This is a genomic window from Virgibacillus sp. CM-4, assembly GCF_000445495.1.
Taxonomy (GTDB): domain Bacteria; phylum Bacillota; class Bacilli; order Bacillales; family Amphibacillaceae; genus Virgibacillus; species Virgibacillus salexigens.
The window spans coordinates 312,411-334,169 of the sequence record NZ_AUQA01000002.1 but is presented as its reverse complement, the minus strand read 5'-3'; the positions used below and the strand labels follow the sequence as shown (position 1 = coordinate 334,169).

At 36.6% G+C, this 21,759-nt stretch carries 15 protein-coding genes, 2 tRNA genes and 1 pseudogene; 8 read left to right on the top strand and 10 right to left on the bottom strand.

The genetic code is table 11. The features are described from left to right. Positions 1 to 98: 98 nt before the first annotated feature. Positions 99 to 2,273: a DNA topoisomerase III gene (locus M948_RS25480; RefSeq protein WP_021289198.1), complete on the top strand. Its 2,175-nt coding sequence runs from the start codon at positions 99 to 101 to the stop codon at positions 2,271 to 2,273. A 37-nt stretch (positions 2,274 to 2,310) separates the two neighbouring features. Here M948_RS25480 and M948_RS25475 read toward each other — a convergent pair whose 3' ends face one another. Further along, positions 2,311 to 2,508 (bottom strand): DUF2188 domain-containing protein, encoded by a 198-nt coding sequence (locus M948_RS25475; RefSeq protein ID WP_021289197.1) that lies wholly within the window; start codon positions 2,506 to 2,508, stop codon positions 2,311 to 2,313. A gap of 194 nt (positions 2,509 to 2,702) precedes the next feature. Here M948_RS25475 and M948_RS25470 point away from each other — a divergent pair, with 194 nt between their 5' ends. The 4 genes and pseudogenes from M948_RS25470 (at position 2,703) to M948_RS25455 (ending at position 7,076) form a co-directional block, all read left to right on the top strand. Then, on the top strand, positions 2,703 to 3,899 hold the full coding sequence (locus M948_RS25470) for a M20 metallopeptidase family protein (RefSeq protein ID WP_021289196.1): 1,197 nt from the start codon (positions 2,703 to 2,705) through the stop codon (positions 3,897 to 3,899). Continuing rightward, positions 3,899 to 5,194, top strand: a complete 1,296-nt coding sequence (locus M948_RS25465; RefSeq protein WP_021289195.1) for an amidohydrolase — start codon at positions 3,899 to 3,901, stop codon at positions 5,192 to 5,194. The genes M948_RS25470 and M948_RS25465 overlap by 1 nt, the downstream gene beginning before the upstream one ends. Positions 5,195 to 5,213: 19 nt before the next feature. Further along, positions 5,214 to 6,733, top strand: a pseudogene (locus tag M948_RS25460) (AbgT family transporter). Between the two features lie 103 nt (positions 6,734 to 6,836). After that, complete coding sequence (locus M948_RS25455) at positions 6,837 to 7,076, top strand: indolepyruvate ferredoxin oxidoreductase subunit alpha (protein ID WP_021289194.1); 240 nt, start codon at positions 6,837 to 6,839, stop codon at positions 7,074 to 7,076. A 342-nt stretch (positions 7,077 to 7,418) separates the two neighbouring features. Here the strand turns inward: M948_RS25455 and M948_RS43430 are convergent, their stop codons facing one another. The 3 genes from M948_RS43430 to M948_RS25445 form a co-directional block, all read right to left on the bottom strand. Next, positions 7,419 to 7,559, bottom strand: coding sequence for a hypothetical protein (locus tag M948_RS43430; RefSeq protein WP_021289193.1), 141 nt, complete (start codon positions 7,557 to 7,559; stop codon positions 7,419 to 7,421). A gap of 110 nt (positions 7,560 to 7,669) precedes the next feature. Next, positions 7,670 to 9,715 (bottom strand): thioredoxin domain-containing protein, encoded by a 2,046-nt coding sequence (locus tag M948_RS25450; RefSeq protein WP_021289192.1) that lies wholly within the window; start codon positions 9,713 to 9,715, stop codon positions 7,670 to 7,672. Between the two features lie 168 nt (positions 9,716 to 9,883). Beyond that, positions 9,884 to 9,976: transfer RNA gene (locus M948_RS25445), tRNA-Ser, on the bottom strand. A gap of 175 nt (positions 9,977 to 10,151) precedes the next feature. Between M948_RS25445 and purU the strand changes: the two genes are divergently transcribed. The 3 genes from purU to M948_RS25430 all read left to right on the top strand — a co-directional run bounded on the left by purU (position 10,152) and on the right by M948_RS25430 (position 12,884). Then, positions 10,152 to 11,051, top strand: coding sequence for a formyltetrahydrofolate deformylase (purU, locus tag M948_RS25440; protein WP_021289191.1), 900 nt, complete (start codon positions 10,152 to 10,154; stop codon positions 11,049 to 11,051). A gap of 332 nt (positions 11,052 to 11,383) precedes the next feature. Then, positions 11,384 to 11,611, top strand: coding sequence for a ferredoxin (locus M948_RS25435; protein ID WP_021289190.1), 228 nt, complete (start codon positions 11,384 to 11,386; stop codon positions 11,609 to 11,611). Positions 11,612 to 11,651: 40 nt separating this feature from the next. Next, complete coding sequence (locus tag M948_RS25430) at positions 11,652 to 12,884, top strand: cytochrome P450 (protein ID WP_021289189.1); 1,233 nt, start codon at positions 11,652 to 11,654, stop codon at positions 12,882 to 12,884. 37 nt (positions 12,885 to 12,921) lie between these two features. Here the strand turns inward: M948_RS25430 and M948_RS25425 are convergent, their stop codons facing one another. The 6 genes from M948_RS25425 to M948_RS25400 form a co-directional block, all read right to left on the bottom strand. Further along, entirely contained in the window at positions 12,922 to 13,812 is an 891-nt protein-coding gene (locus M948_RS25425) for a TetR/AcrR family transcriptional regulator (protein WP_021289188.1), read from the bottom strand. A 357-nt stretch (positions 13,813 to 14,169) separates the two neighbouring features. After that, positions 14,170 to 14,562, bottom strand: coding sequence for a RidA family protein (locus tag M948_RS25420; RefSeq protein ID WP_021289187.1), 393 nt, complete (start codon positions 14,560 to 14,562; stop codon positions 14,170 to 14,172). 1,119 nt (positions 14,563 to 15,681) lie between these two features. Next, entirely contained in the window at positions 15,682 to 16,044 is a 363-nt protein-coding gene (locus M948_RS25415; RefSeq protein WP_021289185.1) for an MmcQ/YjbR family DNA-binding protein, read from the bottom strand. Between the two features lie 537 nt (positions 16,045 to 16,581). Further along, a tRNA-Thr gene (locus M948_RS25410) sits at positions 16,582 to 16,654 on the bottom strand. Between the two features lie 824 nt (positions 16,655 to 17,478). After that, positions 17,479 to 19,773: a 5-methyltetrahydropteroyltriglutamate--homocysteine S-methyltransferase gene (metE, locus tag M948_RS25405; RefSeq protein ID WP_031335005.1), complete on the bottom strand. Its 2,295-nt coding sequence runs from the start codon at positions 19,771 to 19,773 to the stop codon at positions 17,479 to 17,481. 26 nt (positions 19,774 to 19,799) lie between these two features. Next, the gene (locus M948_RS25400) at positions 19,800 to 21,644 is read right to left on the bottom strand and encodes a bifunctional homocysteine S-methyltransferase/methylenetetrahydrofolate reductase (RefSeq protein ID WP_021289182.1); all 1,845 of its coding nucleotides are present in this window, start codon (positions 21,642 to 21,644) and stop codon (positions 19,800 to 19,802) included. Between the last annotated feature and the right edge of the window lie 115 nt (positions 21,645 to 21,759).

Below are 21,759 nucleotides of genomic sequence, written 5' to 3'. Positions count from 1 at the left end.
CAACTTTTTATCATGAGTTAGTTTAGCTGCTTTAATCTGAAACGGAAGGTGAAATGTGATAAGATAAAGGATAGGTCTTTTAAGAAAGGATTTTAAAGATGAGTAAAATAGTTGTTTTAGCTGAGAAGCCTTCCGTTGGCCGTGATATTGCTCGAGTTTTAAAGTGTAATAAAAAAGGCAATGGTTTTATGGAAGGTTCCCAATATATCGTAACCTGGGCGTTAGGTCATCTTGTTACATTAGCAGACCCTGAAGTATATGATAATAAATACAAGACATGGAAGCTTGAAGACTTGCCTATGCTTCCGTCTAATCTAAAACTATCGGTAATTAAGAAAACTGGCAAGCAATTTAATGTTGTTAAGACACAGCTTCATCGTAGTGATGTGAATCAAATCGTTATCGCCACAGATGCAGGAAGAGAAGGAGAGCTTGTTGCCCGTTGGATTTTGGAAAAAGCACGTGTTCATAAGCCGGTTAAACGCTTATGGATTTCCTCTGTTACGGATAAAGCCATTCGTGATGGCTTTCATCAATTAAAGTCAGGTACGAAGTTTGAAAACCTTTATGCATCAGCGGTTGCACGTTCAGAAGCCGATTGGTATGTAGGTTTAAATGCTACAAGGGCATTGACGACGAAATATAATGCCCAATTATCTACTGGCCGAGTACAAACGCCAACCCTTGGGATGATAGCGGCAAGAGAAGAGGAAATCAAATCCTTTATTCCAAAGAAGTATTATGGAATAGCTGCCAGAACAAATCGAGGCTTTTCGTTAACTTGGCAAGATAATAAAAATAATAAACGAATATTTTCCAAAGAAGCAGCACAAACAATCGAACAGAAAGTGAACAATCAACCACTGACAATTAAACATATTGATAAAAAACACAAGAAAAAATCAGCCCCTCAACTTTATGATTTAACAGAATTGCAGCGTGATGCAAACCGTATGTTTCATTTTTCTGGGAAACAGACTTTATCGATCATGCAGAAGTTATATGAACAACATAAGGTTTTAACATACCCGAGAACCGATTCACGGGTCCTTTCAACCGATATTGTTTCTACGTTGAAGGATCGTGTCAAAGCTTGTGGTGTCGATCAATACGCTCGTACAGCGTATAAAATTCTAAACAAAGATTTAAATTTAACAAAATCGGTTGTGGATAACTCCAAAGTATCGGATCACCATGCAATTATTCCAACAGAAGAAAATGTTGTGCTTGCTGATTTAAATGATAAAGAGCGGAAAATTTATGATTTAGTAGTGAAACGTTTTCTAGCTGTATTGTCTGATCCATTTGAATATGAACAAACAACCATCTATGCAGAAACAGAGGGAGAACAGTTTACAGCTAGAGGAAAAGTCATTCAAAAACAAGGTTGGAAAGAAGTTTATAATCATCGTTTTGATGATGGGGAAGCAGAAGATGATCAACAGTTACCTGCTTTAGAAACAGGTCAAACCCTTTCAAATATAACGTATACCATAACAGCTGGTGAAACGAAACCACCAGAACGTTTTACCGAGGGCTCGCTGTTACAGGCAATGGAAAATCCTGTACGTTACTTGAGTTCAAATGACAAAAAACATGCAAACACGTTAAACAAATCGGGTGGAATCGGTACAGTAGCAACCAGAGCTGATATTATTGAGAAATTATTTAATAACATGTATATGGAAATGAAAGGAAAGTACATTTTTATTACATCGACTGGAAGGCAATTACTCGACTTGGTTCCAGAAGAATTGCGTTCTGCAGCATTAACAGCAGAATGGGAAGATAAATTGACAAAAATTGCAGATGGCAAATTAAACAAAAACCAGTTCATGTCTGAAATTAAAGGTTATACGAAGCAAGTAGTTCAGCAAATTAAATCGAGTCAGGAAAAATTCAAGCATGATAATATGACTGGAACAAAATGTCCAGAATGCGGAAAGTTGATGTTAGAAATTGCAAACAAAAAAGGAAGAATGCTTGTTTGTCAGGATCGTTCCTGTGGTCATAAGAAAAACATTGCTAAACAAACAAATGCACGTTGTCCGAATTGCCATAAACGCCTTGAGCTACGTGGTGAAGGAGATGGACAAATCTTCATGTGTAAATGTGGGCATCGTGAAAAATTATCAACGTTTCAAGCACGTAAAGATAAAGAAAAGAAACATAATGTTTCCAAAAAGGAAGTCAATAAGTATTTGAAGAAACAAGATGAACGGTTCAGTAACAATGCCCTTGCCGAACAACTTGCAAAATTTAAAAATAAATAAAAAACGTGTCAGATTAAATCTGACACGTTTTTTCTATTTAATATCTTGTTTCTTCGACAATATTGTGGAATTTATCCAATATTGTAACCTTACTAGGACTGTTTTCTTTCGCCATTCGTGTTGCTTCGCTAATCGCTTCATCTTTTGCATCATATAACTCTTCCGGAGCTACATCCTCTAACTTTACGAACCATCCTGTTGCATCTACATTTGGTGTTACCGTATATGTTTTCATTATTAAAACTCCTTTATCTTTATCTAGTGATAATTATGGAATTCCCGCATTTTACAAATTTAAAACCGTAATTGGTAATCAATTCATATTTATAAATTTTCCTAAAATAATATACACTGTCTGAATTTTTCGGTATACTTTTGTGTAATAAAGTTTTTAGAATAATGTCGCAAAATACAGGGAGGAATGAAACAGTGGCGAGCATAAGAGAAAGTCTTTTACATCATATCCAAGATGACGTTATTCAAATGCGCCGTCATTTACACCAAAACCCAGAATTAAGCAACCAAGAAGCGGAAACTTCCCGTTTTATACAAGAAAAACTGAAAACGTATGGAGTAACCTTTCAAGCTGGTTTTGCTAAATATGGTGTGTTAGGAATTATTGAAGGAAAGCATCTGGGAAAGACAGTAGCCTTGCGAGCTGATATGGATGCTCTGCCAATACAAGAGTTGAATAATCACGATTTCACTTCAAAACATGCAGGGATTATGCATGCATGTGGACATGATGCTCATACTGCTATGTTGTTAGGGGCGGGTTATGTCCTCCAACAGATGCGGGAATCATTACATGGGACAGTTCTATTAGTCTTTCAACCTGCTGAAGAGGATTCTCCTGTTGGTGGCTCGAAGGTCATGTTAGATGATGGGGTGTTTCATGAGTATACACCAGATATTATTTATGGACAGCATGTATGGCCAGACCTACCAGTAGGACAGATTGGTATCCGCGATAAAGAAATGATGGGAGCTTCCGATCGCTTTAAAATCATCTTAACAGGAAAAGGTGGACATGCAAGCATGCCACATCAAACCAATGATGTGATGGTTGCGGCAGGCCATTTAATTACAAGTTTGCAAACGATTGTGAGCAGAAGTTTAGATCCATTAGAAGCATCTGTTGTTACCATTGGAACAATCGAGGGTGGAGAAGCACCGAATATCATTCCGAATCAAGTAACACTACAAGGATCAATTCGTAGCTATGCTCCCCATATTCGTAAACGATTAAAGGAACGGTTCTTTACGATTACCAATCAAGTCGCAGAAACCTTTGAAGCAAAGGCAGATATTACTTATTTAGATGGGTATCCAGCTACCATTAATACACCAAAATGGGCAAGGCTTGCTCGAACTTCTGCAGCTCGCGTTCAAGGAGAAACACCAGAAGTGAATCCTTCTTTAGCGGGGGAAGATTTTAGTAGATTTTTAGAAAAATATCCTGGTGCATTTATTTGGCTAGGAACCCAAATAGAAAATGCTGATGAACAGGCACCCCTTCATGATGCTCATTTCCAATTAGATGAACGTGCATTGCCACTTGGAACTTCAATGTTCGTACAAGTTGCTCTTGATACGTTAAATGCGTTAGCAAAGGGTGATAGCTAATGAAGGGATTTATTGAAAGCATAACACCTCAGCTCATACAATGGCGCCGTGATTTTCATCAATATCCAGAATTAGGGTTTACCGAATATGTCACGAGCTATAAATTGGCTAAGGAATTAGAGCGGTTAGGGTTTACCATCCATATTGGAAAAGATGTTATGAAACAAGAAGCACGGCTTGGTATCCCATCATCAAAAGAGCTTCAATTTTATGAATCAAAGGCAATCAAGCATGGGGTAGAAAAAGACATTCTTGATCGTATGCAAGGTGGTATGACAGGAGTAATCGCAACCTGGAATACAGGGAGGCCCGGAGATCCTGTAGCCTTACGATTTGATATAGATGCACTCCCAATCCAAGAAACTAGAGAAACTTCCCATTTCCCTCATCAACAAGGCTTTACTTCCTTAAATGAGCAAGTAATGCATGCATGTGGACATGATGGCCACATGACCATTGGTCTAGGTGTAGCATCTTTCATTTCGGATTACCACGAACGGTTATGTGGTAAATTCACCTTACTGTTCCAGCCTGCTGAAGAAGGAGGCAGGGGAGCGAAGGCGATTACAGCAAATGGCTGGCTTGATGATGTCGATTATTTTTATTCGGGCCATATTGGAATCGAATCGTTGCCGGTAGGAACAGTTGCAGCAACAGTAGATGGATTTTTAGCATCTTCAAAATTAAATGTAACATTTAAAGGTGTATCCTCTCATGCTGGCATGAAACCAGAACTCGGCAAGAATGCCTTACTAGCAGCATCGTCTGCTGTTTCCAGCTTATATGGAATTTCGCGTCACAGCGGTGGAATTACCAGGATAAATGTAGGAAAAATGATGGCAGGTAGTGGGCGAAACATCATACCTGCTGATGCTTATTTGGAAATCGAGACACGTGGTGAAACAGAAGAAATGAATTCCTATATGCAAAATGAAGCTAAACGCATTATTAAGGCTTCAGCGATGATGCAAGGGGTAGAATATCAAATAGAAGCTGTTGGTCAAACAGAACAACTAAAAGGTAGCAACGAACTTATATCTTCCATTGAAATAGCCTGTGATAAAGGTAAGTATATTGAACAGGTTTGGCCTGTAGCTCTTGTTTCTGGATCCGAAGATGCAAGTTTTATGATGAATCGTGTTCAAGCAAATAACGGGTTAGCCACCTATATGCTGTTTGGTACACCTTTAGATTTTCCACATCATCATCCTTCGTTTGATTTTCAAGAAGATGTATTGCCAGTTGCTGTGGAAGCACTAACGAACATTATACAGACAAATCACAGCAATAAATGATTTGGAAAGGATGGAAAGAATGGCAGCAAAGAAGCAGAAATCATTTATGACTAGCTTTTTAAATAGAATTGAGCGGGTTGGAAATAAGCTGCCTGATCCATTTATACTGTTTATCAGTTTAGCCGGAATTGTCATTTTACTATCTTGGATCATCTCATGGTTTGACGTGACATTTACCCAGCCTGGAGATGGACAGGAAGTAGCCATCAAGAGTTTAGTATCTGAAGAAGGTTTAGAGTATATCCTCACATCTATGTTGGATAACTTTGTAGGTTTTGCACCACTTGGTATTGTTTTAGCAACGATGTTGGGAATTGGATTAACCGATAAAGTTGTATTATTAGAAACGGGGATTAAAAGTACGATATTAAAAGCCCCACCTGCATTCGTAACCTATGCTGTTATTTTTACAGGCATCCTTGGAAATATTGCTTCGGATGCTGCGTTTGTTATTGTACCTCCGCTGGCAGCAATGGTCTTCTATAATATAGGTCGACATCCGTTAGCCGGTTTAGCTGCAGGGTTTGCTGGGGTAGGTGCTGGTTTTACTGCCAACTTTATGGTGACAGGAACCGATGCATTGTTATCAGGTATTTCCACTGAAGTTATGAAAACATTAGATGAAAAACATCGTTGTAACGCCGGTTGATAACTGGTATTTCATGATTGCGTCCGTCGTTGTTTTATCTATTATCGGAGCAATTGTGACTGAAAAAATCGTAGAACCTCGTTTAGGCAATTATGAAGGGGAATTGAAGAAGGAATTTGAAGCAGCCAAACCAATGGAAATTAAGGGATTGAAAAATGCAGCAATTGCCAGTATTGCCTATATAGCCCTTATTTTAATTGTACTATTTTTATCAAACTCCCCACTTCGTAGTGAAGATGGAAGTATTGTGCCTTCTCCATTTTTAAATGGAATTGTCCCACTAATTTTAATTTTATTTATTATCGCTGGAGTTGCATATGGTGTAACCGTAAAAAATATTACAAGCTCAAGGGATATCGGAAAATATATGGGGGAAGCGATGAAAGATATGTCTGGTTTTATCGTACTCATTTTTGCTGCGGCGCAATTTATTGCTTATTTTGAGTGGTCAAATATTGGATCATGGATAGCTGTCAGCGGTGCTAATTTTCTTGAGTCCATCGGATTCACAGGGATTGCGGTCGTTATTGGCTTTGTGATATTAGCAGCGGTACTGAATTTATTTATTTATTTTCAGCGGGTCTGCACAATGGGCGCTAGAGGCGCCTATATTTATTAAGATGTTCTATTTCTTGGATTATCAACCAGCGTTTATTCAGGCAGCATATCGTATTGCAGATTCTTCAACAAATATTATTACACCGATGAATCCATATATTATTATCGTACTTTCCTTTATGCGCGAATACGATAAAAAAGCGGGTATCGGTACATTAATTGCCCTTATGTTACCATATTCAATCTGTTTCTTACTAACCTGGATCGTATTATTACTGTTATTTGTATTTTTAGGTATTCCATTTGGTCCTGGTGTCGAGATTTATCTATAGACTGAATTATCTCTAAGCTGTTTACTTGCAATGCATACGTCATGTATCATTAAATAAGAAGTGGACAAGACTTGTTTTTAAAGAGATAAGGAGGTTAAACTAGATGGCATTTGTAATCTTAGATCCATGTCAAAGTGAAAAGTCAGGTGAATGCGTAAGTGTTTGCCCTGTTGATTGTATAGAAGAAGGCCCTGATCAATTTTACATCGATCCTGATATTTGCATTGATTGTGGTGCCTGCAAAGCAGTTTGCCCAGTAGATGCAATTGAAGAAGAATATGATATAACGGAAGAACAGGAAGTTTTCCTAGAAAAAGCAGAAGCATTTTTTGCAAACAAGTAGCAATCCGATTGATTACTTATATATGCTGTATCGCCTCTATTTAGGTGATTCGGCTTTTATATTTATCAAAGTAAAAGTATAGGCTGGGACAAAACCCTGGTAAGGCGAATCTTCTAATGATAAGAACTGTCTGACATTTATCCTATACACTTAGGGTGACTTACACTGCAGGTGCCTGCCTGCTATCTGCGGGCACGGCTTTAGTCAGACACCTTTCGTTTCAGCCAGCTGCCGTATCCATATCTTAAGAACAACCCACACAAAAGCGGGTTCGATCATCAAAATACGATAATAAAACCCGCTTTAGCTTGTTCTTGGCTAATGATGTCCCAGCCTCTACTCTTATTTTTCGTTATCCTCTACTCTAATTGCTAGTTTACTGGCAATCCAACGTTTTGCTGTTTCCTTATCAACATCATACGTTTTTCCTGCACGAAGGAGATCACCATGATAAGCTGTTTGTACATTCATTTTAACCTTCATTCTTAATTACTCCCTTTGTTAAACTAATCCAATTATAGCATGAAATCAGGAAATAATAGATTAGATGAATTTATGTGAACGTAATTCTAAATGAAATGATTCTTTTATGTTTAACTTGTAATTGCTTTTAAAGCCTCAGCTAAATCTGTTGTCGGCTGCTTACAAGCAAAATTCTCACATATATAGATGGTTGTGGCGTCGTTGATTTGCTCATAAGCTGTTGCAAAGTCAGCAATTCCTTTTGCTTGCTCTTTGTTTTCGAGCGATAAGACAGATACATCAGGTAAGAACATTTCTTGTAATTGTTGTAGAAACGCTTGTTTTTTTGGGTCGGTATCTGATCCAATTACGACGACTTCTTTTGTAGGTTTGTCAATAAGTAGAAGGCTTTGAATAAAGAAGGGGCTAGCAGATGCTTGCCTTTCGATATCCTCATAAAACGTATAAAACATTTCTTCTACATGGTCGAGATAAGTGGTGTTACCTGTTAAGTAGCCGATACGAGCTAGCATAACAGCTGCAACACTATTCCCAGATGGAATTGCACCATCATATACTTCCTTATCTCTAGCAATTAATGCTTCACTATCTTCACCAGTAAAGTAGAAACCACCATTTTCCCTATCCCAAAATAATGCAAGCATTTGATCTGCTAGCTGTTTTGCTTGTTGTAAATAAGCAAGCTTAAATGTCGCTTCATATAGCTCGATATAGCCCCATAACAGAAAAGCATAGTCATCAATATAAGCTGGATATCTTGTATCCCCATCACGGTACCTGGCCATCAAGCGACCATGATCAATTAAATGATCCTCTATAAAAGATATTGCTTTCTCAGATGTAGCGATATAATTTTGGTTTTGAAAAGCTTTGCCGGCTTTAGCAAATGCAGCAATCATGAAGCCATTCCAGCTGGTTAGTATTTTATCGTCCACATGGGGATATACACGTTTTTGTCTTTCCGTAAAAAGAGCTTGTCTGGCTGTTTCTAATTTATTCATGATCATCTTTTCTGGGAGTTTCAGTTCTGAAGCCAGTTGTTCGATATTAGCTTCAATCAAATTCGGTATGTTTTTTCCTTCAAAATTACCTTCTGGTGTAATATCATAGCATCTTGTATAGATGTCACCAAGTTTTTCCCCAAGTATGTCGATAATTTCTTGATAATCCCAGACATAGTATTTACCTTCTATACCTTCTGAATCCGCATCAATAGCTGAATAAAACGCCCCATCTTTGGTGGTCATTTCACGCAAGATAAACGTAATTAGCTGATCACTAATATTCTTGTAATAGGGACGTTGCGTAAGTTGATAGGCTTCTGTATATGCAATTAGCAAAAGTGCATTATCATATAACATCTTTTCAAAATGAGGGATGAGCCATTGCTCATCGGTAGCATATCGAGCAAATCCGAAGCCAATATGATCATAGATCCCACCAGAGCCCATGGATTGAAGTGATTTTTCGGTAATTTTTAAAGCAGCACTGTTATTAGAAAAATAAGCATATCTGAGTAAAAATAATAAATTTTGTGGCATTGGAAATTTGGGAGCTTGTCCAAACCCACCATGTACAAAGTCGAAGCTTTTGCCAAGTTGTTGAAATGCTTGGTTTATATGTTCTTTGGAAATACGATTGTTGCTTTTTGAGCCAAGACTTTGTTTAAGAGCTTGTTCGACACTCTCTGTTACTTCGTCTATATGCTCCGGATCTTGTTTAAATTTGCGATAGAGTTGTTGTAGGATATTAACAAACCCTGGCATCCCATATTTTTTATGTTTGGGAAAATAAGTTCCTGCATAGAACGGAATTTTATCTGGTGTCATGAAGATGGATAAGGGCCAACCCCCATGCCTTGTCATCATTTGACATACCTTCATATAAATCGAGTCAATATCTGGTCGTTCTTCTCGATCTACTTTAATCGCGATATATTTATCATTGAGAATGGAGGCAACCTCAGCATCTTCAAATGATTCATGCGCCATAACATGACACCAATGGCAAGTACTGTATCCGATCGAAAGAAAAATGGGCTTCCCCTGTTTTTTGGCAAGTTGAAAAGCCTCTTCGCCCCAAGGATACCATTGAACCGGGTTATCCTTATGCTGTAATAAGTAAGGTGATTTTTCCTTTTGCAACTGGTTTGGCATTGTAAACACTTCCTTCCTATTCACACTATACACGAAATAAAAGGTTTCCAAACAAGTAAAACCTTCATTTAGCAACAGGAATTAATAAGGAAGGAAAGATATTTACGTAAAAAGGTACCCATCAAGAGTACCTTTCATTTCGTACATTTACGATATTTGTATAAATTATGGAGGAGAAAGTGGGATTTGAACCCACGCGACGCTTGCACGCCCTAACGCATTTCGAGTGCGTCCCCTTCAGCCAGACTTGGGTATTTCTCCAAATCAGCTCTATGAATCTATGTTAAACTAAAGAATCCAACAAAAGATATTGTAATAAATAATGACACTATTTACAACTACAATGCTCTCTAATTTGTAGTTTATCTTTTCTTGACTTTCTTCGTTATGGTAACATAGAGTATTAACTAAAAAGAAATGTAGAGGTATGTTTTCTATGAATCACTATATGAAAGAAAGTATTGACCAATTTAAAGAAGCTCATTTAAATAAAGCACGCTTCCTAATTAAATGCCCAGACCAGCCAGGAATAGTCGCTGCGATTTCAGAATTCCTATATAACCATGACGCTAATATCATTGCGTCTGATCAGTATACCATCAATCCAGAGGGTGGACAGTTTTTTATGCGAGTTGAGTTTGAATGTCCAGATTTAAACACAAAAGCAGCAACATTAGAAGCAGAATTTCAACCTATTGCTACCCAATTTGATATGGATTGGAAGCTGCTTTATGTGAGCCAATTAAAAAATATGGCTATCTTTGTTTCAAATGAACCACATTGTTTATTGGAATTATTATGGGAATATCAAAGCGGAGATTTAATGGCTAATATTGCTTTAGTTATTAGTAATCATGAGTCCTCCCGTGAGACAGTAGAGGCACTAGGTATCCCGTTCTATTATATTCCTGCAAATAAATCGATTCGAAAAGAAGTGGAGAAAAAGCAGTTGGAATTAATGGAAACTTATCAGATTGACTTAATTATTTTAGCAAGATATATGCAAATTCTCACTAGCGATTTTGTCGATAAGTATAAAAGTCAAATTATCAATATACATCATTCATTTTTACCTGCGTTTGTTGGTGCGAAACCTTACGAACGTGCCTACCAACGTGGGGTGAAGATGATTGGCGCTACTTCTCATTATGTTACGAACGACTTGGATGAGGGGCCAATCATCGAACAAGATATTGGTCGGGTTGATCATCGAGATAACAGTAAAGATATGAAAAAGATTGGTCAGACAATTGAACGTACGGTTTTAGCAAAAGCAGTAAAGTGGCACTTAGATGATCGTATTATTGTTCATGATAATAAAACCATTGTGTTTTAGATAAACAACTGTATGTTATAGAAAGCTTGTAAAGATTCTTCTTTACAAGCTTTTTTGTTTTTTAGAGTGAAGATTTATAAATAGGCCAATAGAAGGAATGTTGAAATTCTTTAACAGAGAAATAAATTATGAGAGGAATCGTTACTACAACTTTTAACACTTTTGCTATCTAATAAATAGGAATCAGTTTTAGATTCATCCTTACTCTAGTATATTTTTTGAACCCTACTAAATTACCATTGATTGGAAATTATTGATTATGATAATCTTTAATTGACTATATAGTCATTTATAGAACTTTGTAGTTCTGTGAAGGAAAAGGAGGAGGTACAGTGCCAAAATATGCAATTGTTAACCAAGATACCTGCATTGCTTGTGGAAACTGTGAAGATGTAGCTCCAACAATTTTCAAATTGGATGAAGAAGGACTGGCCTATGTAAAAGTAGATCAAAATGAAGGGGTAACACCAATTACGGAAGAAAAACTAGAGCAGCTGGAAGAAGCTCAAGAAGAATGCCCTACAGATTCCATTATTGTAGCTGAGCAGCCGTTTAAGTAACGTTTGTGTTACACAAATTATTTCGAAGGGAGTCTTCTCTATGAATAAAGAGGTAGTTTTATTAAATGAAGTGAAATCATTTGGTACACGGTCGGAAGAATTTTTTCCATTAGCTTGGTATAAAGAAATGCTTGATAATCAGCCTGTTTATTATCATGAACCAACGAAAACATGGAATGTTTTTAAATATAATGATGTAAAGGAAGTATTAAGTAATTATGAATACTTCTCTAGTGAGGGAGCTAAAACAACTATTCCTGTTGGAGCAAGTAATAAAGAAGGGAGTATCCCAGATAAAGTCAATGTTAACTTTGTTGATCCTCCAGACCATCGAAAGCGTCGTTCGTTATTATCAGCAGCTTTTACACCACGAAGTTTAAAAAATTGGGAACCTCAAATTCAACGAATCGCTTCCGAACTTGTGGATGAAATAAAGGAGAAGGACACCGTTGATATCGTCCAATCCTTCGCTGCACCTTTACCGAGTTTAGTAATTGCAGAGTTGTTTGGTGTACCGATTAAAGATAGAGATCAATTTAAGCATTGGGTAGATATAATATTCCAACCTTACACGGAGGAAAATGCCAAAGAAGTAGAAGAGAAGAAACAAATAGCTGCCAAAGAGTATTATCAATATCTCTATCCAATCGTAGCGGAAAAGCGCATAAATCTTACCGATGATATTATTTCAGATCTTATCAGGTCAGAAGTAGATGGAGAACAATTTACGGATGATGAAATTGTCCGCGTAACCATGGCGCTTTTAGGTGCAGGGGTAGAAACGACTGGCCATATGTTGGCAAATACGTTTTACTCGTTACTTTATGACGATTCGTCACTATATGAAGAGCTTCGTAATGATTTAGAACTGGTACCTCAGGCAGTTGAAGAAATGCTTCGCTACCGATTTCAAATTTCTAAGCGGGATCGTACGGTGACACAGGACAATAATCTATTAGGTGTGAACCTTAAAAAAGGCGATTTAGTCATTGCTTGGATGAGTGCTGCAAATATGGATGAGGCAATATTTGAAGATCCTTTCACACTAAATATTCACCGAGAGAATAATAAACGGCATATGACGTTTGGAAAGGGTCCCCATTTTTGTTTGGGTGCTCCTCTTGCTCGATTAGAATTAAAAATTGCTTTAAAAACATTTTTAACCCAATTTTCGAAGATTGAACCGACTGAATCCTTTCAGCTGGAGGAGAATTTAGTTGAATCTGCAGCTGGTCAGTCTTTGAAACAGCTGCCATTAAAATTACATTCATAAAGAATAACCGTGCCAAGGGCTGGCCTTGGCACGGTGTTTATGTTTTTTGGTATGGCAGGTTGTTGTTTAATTTCATTCGTAATTCATCGAGAAATGGATAGTTCTTAAGATTATGAAGCATTCCTCTAAGAATAACAGCTCTTGGTTGTAGCTTCATCAGTTCTTCTTCCATTATACATAAGGATTGGATGCCATCTTCCTTTTCTGCTTCGGTAAACGTACTTTTATTTAGTTTCAATTTCATTTGTTGAATTACCTCTAGCGGATTAACTTCTTCTTGATTCACATCTTCCAAGTATATATTCCATAAATTTTTATTTACAATGGCTTCCACTTTTTGATGCTTTACCCCTTCCATGATAAAATCCATTTGTTTTACTAAAAAAGGAAGTACTTTTTTGATAGGGATTGGAAGCTGTTTTAACATAATTAGTTCCATATATTGTTTAAGCATACCAGACAAAATAAATGCCCCATCCGCTGCAAAACCACTAATTTCCTGGCCATATATAGCGATTAAATAATTTTTGATACGTTTAATTTGTACAATATTTTGTCGTCGTAAAAACTGATAGATGTTTTGGTCAGACAATCCTGGTAATTCTTGAATTTGCAGTCGATAAAATGCTTGATTCTCCATGTAATGATTTAATTTGATTTCAATTTCTCGAATAAATCTATCTTTATCCGTCAAGGATGTGTCCTGTTCAAGAGCGATAATTTGTTCTTCAATCGAATGAAAGTAATACTTGAGAATATGTAAAAGTAAGTCCTCTTTCGATTTAAAATAAATATATAATGTTCCTTTGGAAATTCCACAAATATTAGCAATCTCTTGCATCGATGTTCGGTTGTAATTTTTCGATGAAAAAAGTTTCATAGCTGTTTTGATAATATGTGTTTCTTTATCCGTGTTCTTTCGCTTCATCACGATCACCTCAGAAAATTGTCCATGGTTAACTTATTAGAGTTTATAATAACATAGGGCAATACGTCTATAAGGGTTTAAATATTTAAGTTTATTCAAGTAATGTTGTAACAAAAAAGCTGCCCCCGTAGTCAGCTTGGATTTTATAAGTACTAGAGTAATTGAAAAGGGTTATATTACCGGTCGAAGGAGTATAAACAAAAATGATCGTGTCTTATATGGATAATAACAATTACGTAATTAAGTTTAGAAAACTATCCTTTTAAAGGCTAGAGTTGAAAAAGCTACAACCCTCACGCTTGTGGGGCTTTACTTCATGTTTATGGTGAATGTAAAAATAATACAGCTTTAATAATATTATACTATAGCACACCAAAGTTCGATTTCAATTTTTAACTCCGGCCATCCTAAAGCAGAAATATAAGCAACTGTCATAGATGGATATGAAGTTTCGAATAACTTACCCCATTGAGGATATAAATGATCCCAGTCTATTTCCTCTGTTGCCCATATATTAACTTTTATAACGTTTTCTTCAGTCAAACCTTCTGATTCAAGTACCTTTTTCATGTTTGCAAAAGTATTTGTTATTTGGGCGTTTAAACTTGAAGGAATATTACCATCCATATCCGTTCCTACTTGGCCTGATGTTACAACTAAACCTGCACCCTTTGGCACTCTAGTGATGTGACTGTAGTTTCCTACTGGTTTTGGCATAAACTCGGGATTAGTTCTAGTGATTTTTTTCATAGTATTACCTCACTTATCATTTTTTCTACTATTTACGCTTCAAATTAGACGGACTTAACCAATTTTTATACATTAGAAAGGGAGAGTATCCTTTTATACTATATCTTTAGGAAGATGAGAGCTTTTGGCTTATTGTTACTATCGACAGAAATGAGGAAATTTTTAAGTCAGATAATTTCCTTTCAAAAAGGGAGCCATCACCATTTTATTCTTCGAATATAATTCTCTGTTTTCCAAAGTGAAATTGCAGTAACAGCCAACCACATATACATAGATCCATAGAGTATCCGTTGTAATAATCCTCAATGATAGGGTGAACAAATTTCGTAAGATGCGAGTTGAAAAGGAACCGTCAATGTCTAGTATATGTATAATGAGCAGCACTTAAAAGGCATCTAATGATACCTTTTAAGTTTTTTTCCCCGCAATATACTTGGGGGATAGTTAGGGAAAGGGGCTGCTCACTTATTAATTTCCCTACTCTAAATTTGATAATCTTTATAAGTTTTACGTTTTCTTTACATGTTTAAGCCCCTTCTGATCTATGCGAGGACAGAGGGGCTAGAGTAAAGGTGTTAAAGACTTTTGAGTCAATGATAGTATTTCTATATATTGATCATCCTAAACCAAAAATTGTATTCTTTGACTAAGAAACTTGTCCAATCAACTTTCTTTTACGCTCATACTATGTAGTAAAAGAAAGGAGGGTTATCTTATGTATTATTATGATCCTTTTGAAAAGAAGCATCACCACTATTGTGATTGCTGTAAAAAGAAATATGATTGTTGTTATGAAGAAGATTATTACTACGATCCTTGTTATCATGACGATCCATGCAAAAAGAAGAAAAAGAAAAAACATTGCAAGAGTTGTGGAAGATACTATTAAAATTTTTTAGGAACCTACGGGTTCCTTCCTTTACCTAATCAACAGTAAAATAGCCCTTTGTACTGATAGAGGGCTAAGGAAAAATTGTTTAAATTAACCATTTAGCCCCTTCAATTAGAGGTATTATGATCAATTTGATTATTGTATCCGTGATTTGGTTTTTAACACTCTGTATTCAACAATTTAGCCTATTGTGGCATAGGACGAAAAACCTTAATTAAAAAAACTTTTTATTCTTTCTTGGTTAAATTAAAACTTTGCTCAATTAAGTTATAAACCTCTTCGTTTGGGTCGGTACGATCTAAAACAAATGAAATCCAATTTTCTTTATCCATATGATATCCAGGTAGAATATTTTTTCCATTTCTTAAACCATCAATTATTTCAGGGGGGCATTTTAAATTCAGAACATCTATTTCTTCATTTCCTTCTAGTCCTAGTTTTTTAGGGAGAACATTCATTATAAGGGCATACCATTTTTTGTTAGATGCATGTCTTAAGATTGCATAGTTTGGGAATTTTTGAAATGGATAATCAGGTGATGTGCCGTATTTTTCTTTGGCGTGCTTAAAGATGGTTTCTCTTGTTATCATACTGAATAATTCCTCCCTTGGCATTCACTAACACAGGTAGTGCAAAGAATACTCAACTTTATTGAATTTATATTGCTCATGTAGATATAGGAGTTTTCAAACTGGCATAACATTTCCTAGTACCACTTTATATCGTTCCTATAATAAACGTAAAGTCAACAAGTTTAACTTTATTTTCAAGATAAGGAAACCCGTCGTTATGTCTCATTTGATAAAATATAACTTCTCTTTTATTTAACCCAATTTCTTTTCTGTTAAACAATCTGCCCTAGTGCTTCTCCAGATTTTTCAGCGCATCATAAATGTTACTCTTTTGCTGTAATTCCCCTTTGATTTTAATTTCTATCAAAGCCACAGCTGTAAATTAATAATTATAATAGGGATGATTTGTGTTATTGCTGTATGAATAGATTAAAAAACTCATTGTTTAATAAGAGTTTCTGTTCAATATGAATCACTAAAAAATGTCGACAAATTAAAATAAAAAGCGATTCCTGATAGTATCAAGAATCGCTTTATGTCAATGTGCATATCGGATGCTGGTGAGAGGATTCGAACCTCCGACCCCTTCATTACGAGTGAAGTGCACTGCCAGCTGTGCTACACCAGCAAATTTTCCACATGAATTATAATACTCCTATTCTTTATATCTATCAAGTACTTCGGTTAAAAATCAGGAATTCATAAACAACATAGCGAAAGAATAGAAAAGTAAAATAGGGGGGAGCAAATGTATTCGATAGCGAATTTAATTCATGATTTTAGTGAAAGTAGTTGCTGGGTACAAGACTTGAAAGCCATAAATGAAGGACTTTTGTTTGAGCCCATTGGAGAAGGAGAGTAGACCTCAGCTGAAATAATTTGTCATCTGACCTTTTGGGATAATTACATAATAGAAGAAACGCTACCTCAAATGAAACAAGATGCAGAAATTAGTAGTGTTGGATTTGACGCATGGAATAATTAAGCATCTGAATATGCTTTATCTGGCGTTTCTGGTCATAATTTAATTAGTCAACAAAAAATAATGCGGGAAAAACTAATAAAGGATTTACGTAATAAGACGGAAGATGATTTCTTTACGCCTTTTGCATTTATTGGGGAAACTATAGACCCTTACTCTGGCTACTCACATACAATGTTTAATTATATTGCAGGATTTATCTAGCATGATCAGCATCATCAACAGCAAGTGGATGCCTTTCTTGCAAATAGAACGTTGTAGGTACCGATAATAATTATTCATGAAGTGTTTGAAAGAATTCGCTTTATAAAGTGAGGAATCTTCTCAGTATAATCAAGCTATTTACGTCTGCAGCGTTGGTTGTTTACGGAATAATCTCGGACTTTGCTCTAAGGGAATTCGTGTATCTGCAACACAACAAGTAATTTCCATAAAAGTAGCGCCAACACATTTGTGTTGGCGCTGTAAATTTAGTTATTTTGATATGTCAATTTTTCATTTCTAACTTCTGCTGCTGCATCGACCATGACTTTTAGAGCTTGAATGGTCTCCTCTTCGCTTCGTGTTTTTAATCCACAATCTGGATTGATCCAAAACTGCTTCGGAGAAATGTTCTGTAAAGCTCGGTTAATATTTTCTAGAATTTCTTCTTTGGCAGGTATTCGTGGACTATGAATATCATAAACGCCTAGTCCAATCTCTTTATCATATGTGTGATCTTCAAACGAACCAACCATTTCACCATGACTACGAGATGTTTCAATCGAGATTACGTCAGCATCCAAGGCATCGATCGTATCATAGATATCCTGGAATTCAGAATAACACATATGTGTATGAATTTGGGTGCTGTTAGTTACACCAGAAGTAGCTAAGCCGAAGGCATAAACAGCAGCTTCTAAATACCCCTTCCACTTTCGCTCATCCAAAGGTAAACCTTCACGTAATGCGGGCTCATCTACTTGAATAATTTGAATACCGTTTTCTTCTAGCACTTGCACTTCTTTACGTAAAGCGAATGCAATTTGATTTTGTACGGTAAACCGGGCCACATCTTCATGGACAAATGACCAATTTAGTATTGTAACAGGGCCAGTTAACATTCCCTTAACTGGTTTTTTAGTTAATGATTGGGCATAGACACTCTCTTTTACTGTCATTGGTTTATTGAAAGATACGTCCCCGTAAATAAGGGGAGGCTTAACGCAACGCGAACCGTAAGATTGAACCCAGCCAAACTCAGTAACATCAAATCCATTTAGTTTTTCTCCAAAATATTCTACCATATCGGTCCGTTCGAATTCTCCATGAACAAGAACATCCAGACCCAATTCTTCTTGAATTGCAATCCATTTCCTTATATTCTCTTTAATAAATTGATCATATTCCTGATTGGTAATATCTCCTTTACGCCATTTCGTCCTCGTTTGTCGAACAACTGCAGTTTGTGGCAAACTGCCAATTGTCGTTGTTGGAAGTAATGGTAGATTTAGCTTCGTTTGTTGTTGTTTTATTCGCTCAGCAAAGGAGGAATCGCGTACTGCATCAGAAGCAGTCAAGGTAGCTAATGCTTGTTTCACTTGCTCATTTGAACGTGAAGATGCACGAATGAATTGTTGCCGCTCTACACGATTTTCTTTAATGGCATTGGTGATTTTTATTTTTCCATTGTTCCAGCCATTTGTTAACGTAACAATTTCGGTTAATTTCTCATCAGCAAATGATAATCCGGCTTTAATATCGTTATTTAGTTTCTCCTCTAACTTCTTCGTTACTGGTACGTGCAAGAGGGAGGAGGATGGCTGTAATATAATTTGGTCTGTACTCACATAAGGTCGAATAGACTCAAGGAATGAAAGTCTCTCCTCAAGATCAGCTTTCCATACATTTCGTCCATTAATAATTCCAGCAGCAAGCACTTTATTACTTGGAAATCCATATTGCTCAATTAGCTCCAATGTATTACCATGAACAAAATCAAGTCCAATAGCATGAACAGGGAAGTTACTAATTGCTTGATAATGAATTACTTGTTCAAAATAGGTTTGTAAAATGATCTTTAAATTTGGAGCGGCTTCGGCAAATTGCTGATAGACTTGTTCAGCCTTTAAAAGAATGGATTGGTCTAGCTGGGTACCGAAGATAGGCTCGTCAATTTGTATCCAAGAAGCTCCCGCTGCCTGAAGTTCCTCTAAGATTTGTACGTATAATGGAACGAATGTATCGATTAATTCCAAAAGGTTTTCCTTTCGATAGCCTTTTGCAAGATGTAAGTACGTAATTGGTCCCAAAAGGACAGGTTTCCCATCGATACCTAATTTTTCTTTTGCTTCCTGATAAAAAGTAAGGGGGCGGTTCTCCGTTAACGTAGGCTTCGAGTTATCTAATTCAGGAACAATATAATGGTAATTGGTATTAAACCATTTAGTGATTTCAGATGCAACGGCATCTTTTGTGCCTCGAGCAATTGCAAAATACGTTTCTAGGTCAACCTTTCCTCCTTGGTAATTAAAGCGATCTGGGACAATACCAAACATTACCGATGTGTCAAGAACATGATCATAGAAAGAAAAATCCCCTACAGGAATAAGATCTACACCAATGTCCTTTTGCTTTTTTAAGCTCTGAAGTCTAATTTGATCTGTTTCTGAGATTAATTGTGCTTCAGTAATTTCACCTTTCCAAAACTTCTCTAACGCTCGTTTCCATTCTCTCTTTTCCCCGATTCTCGGATAACCAAGATTTGAACTAATAGCAGTCATTATCAATTCCTCCAATACTATTTTTTTAATTATGTCATTTTCGATGTGGAAAGAAGTTGTACACGCGCTTGCATATACGTAACCAATTCAATACTTATGTCATAACGCATAAATGGCGTTACAATGTAAATTCCTTGAAAGTGTTCCAATGCCGTATCAAGCAGTTCTTTTGCAATTTGAATTCCTTGATCAATAGAACGTTGTTTATCATCAGCTACTGCTTTCATCCTTTCTCTAATCACATCTGGCATTTTAATTCCCGGCACTTCATTATGCAGGAACTCAGCATTTCTCGAAGATGTAAGCGGCATAATCCCAATGAATATCGGTTTATCAATATGTTTGGTTTTGTTAGCCAACGCAACAATCGTCTCTTTGCTATAAACAGGTTGTGTTAAAAAATAATCCGCTCCACGTTCCATTTTTCGTTCCATTCGTTTTACCGCTTTATCTATGTGGGCTACATTCGGATTAAATGCAGCACCAACTTGAAAGTTTGTTGGTTTCTTTAGGGATTTTCCAGACAACGATATCCCTTGGTTAAATTGTTTGATTAATTTTATTAAATCGAATGACGTAACATCAAAAACGGAAGTTGCTCCAGGAAAATCCCCGATTTTAGTAGGGTCCCCAGTAATAGCAAGTATTTCATGGATTCCTAAGGTATGTAATCCCATAAGATGCGATTGCAGTCCAATGAGATTGCGATCTCGGCAGGTTAAGTGCACTAGCGGCCTTACCCCAATTTCTTGTTGGATTTTTGCTGCTACAGCAATATTACTAATTCGTGGTGTAGCTAGCGAATTATCCGCTAATGTGATCGCATCTACCCCTACATCGTTCAAGGCGTTAATCCCATTTAAGTACTCGGATGTATCTAAATGTTTTGGTGCATCGAATTCAACAATCACAGCATGTCGTTGTTGAACAATATCAATTAGACCTAACTCTGATTGTTCTTTCTGTTCGCTGACCTTAATGGGGCGTGGCTTAACTGGTACAATCTTTTCCTTAATTGGCTTTGTAGGTTTGATGGCATCAGCTGCTGCTTTTATATGGGCTGGGGTAGTTCCACAACACCCACCTAGTAAGCGAATGCCTTCGTTGCGAAAATCGGTCGCACAGTTTTTGAAATAGTTCGGTTCATCTTCGTAGATTAATTTGCCGTCACGATAAGCTGGTAAACTAGCGTTCGGATAAGCTGCTAAAAATGCTTTATCTAGTAATGGGACATCTTTCAGTGATTCAAGCATATGAAATGGGCCAAGTCGACAGTTAATCCCCACGATATCCGCGCCAGTATTCTCTAATCGCTTTAGTGCATCGGGTAGAAGTATCCCATTTTGTAAGATACCAGGTTCGTGCATTGATACATTTGCAATAATTGGAAGATTTGTTTCGTCTCTTGCAATCTCTAAAACAGTAATTAATTCTTCAAGATCATAATAGGTCTCTAAGATAAGTCCATCTACACCTTCTAATAATTGGCAGTACAACTGTTCTCGAAAACTTCTTTTGATTTCATCTGTTGTGGCTTGCAGCGTTTGTGTGCCGTGAATACCACCGATAGTGCCAAGAACAAAAGTTTCTTCATTTGCAGCTTGTTTCGCAATTTTTATGGCTTCGGTATTTATCTTTTTTACTTGATCTTCAAGAGCATATCTTGCGAGCTTCATATAGTTTGCCCCATATGTATTAGTTTGAATAAGATCAGCACCTGCATGAATGTAAGATTCATGAATATGTGCAATTTGTTCTTGATGAGAAAGATTTAATGCTTCAAAACAATGATCGACCCCATAGGAATAAAGTAAAGTTCCCATTGCACCATCGCCGATTAAGATTCGTTTATCTAATTCGGCTAACAAGTCCATGTTACGTCTCCTTTCCATATGAAAGTTAAAAAAAGGCATCCAAATTAATAAAGGAAATACAAATACCTTAATTTCAATGGATGCCTTTAGTCGTCTAATTAGCATGTTAATCGTT

Bases quoted from the DNA above. Each gene is read 5' to 3' on its own strand.
- M948_RS25480 (WP_021289198.1), top strand. From the start codon at position 99: ATGAGTAAAATAGTTGTTTTAGCTGAGAAGCCTTCCGTTGGCCGTGAT.
- M948_RS25475 (WP_021289197.1), bottom strand. From the start codon at position 2,508: ATGAAAACATATACGGTAACACCAAATGTAGATGCAACAGGATGGTTC.
- M948_RS25465 (WP_021289195.1), top strand. From the start codon at position 3,899: ATGAAGGGATTTATTGAAAGCATAACACCTCAGCTCATACAATGGCGC.
- M948_RS25455 (WP_021289194.1), top strand. From the start codon at position 6,837: ATGGCATTTGTAATCTTAGATCCATGTCAAAGTGAAAAGTCAGGTGAA.
- M948_RS43430 (WP_021289193.1), bottom strand. From the start codon at position 7,559: ATGAAGGTTAAAATGAATGTACAAACAGCTTATCATGGTGATCTCCTT.
- M948_RS25450 (WP_021289192.1), bottom strand. From the start codon at position 9,715: ATGCCAAACCAGTTGCAAAAGGAAAAATCACCTTACTTATTACAGCAT.
- purU (WP_021289191.1), top strand. From the start codon at position 10,152: ATGAATCACTATATGAAAGAAAGTATTGACCAATTTAAAGAAGCTCAT.
- M948_RS25430 (WP_021289189.1), top strand. From the start codon at position 11,652: ATGAATAAAGAGGTAGTTTTATTAAATGAAGTGAAATCATTTGGTACA.
- M948_RS25425 (WP_021289188.1), bottom strand. From the start codon at position 13,812: ATGAAGCGAAAGAACACGGATAAAGAAACACATATTATCAAAACAGCT.
- M948_RS25420 (WP_021289187.1), bottom strand. From the start codon at position 14,562: ATGAAAAAAATCACTAGAACTAATCCCGAGTTTATGCCAAAACCAGTA.
- M948_RS25415 (WP_021289185.1), bottom strand. From the start codon at position 16,044: ATGATAACAAGAGAAACCATCTTTAAGCACGCCAAAGAAAAATACGGC.
- M948_RS25400 (WP_021289182.1), bottom strand. From the start codon at position 21,644: ATGGACTTGTTAGCCGAATTAGATAAACGAATCTTAATCGGCGATGGT.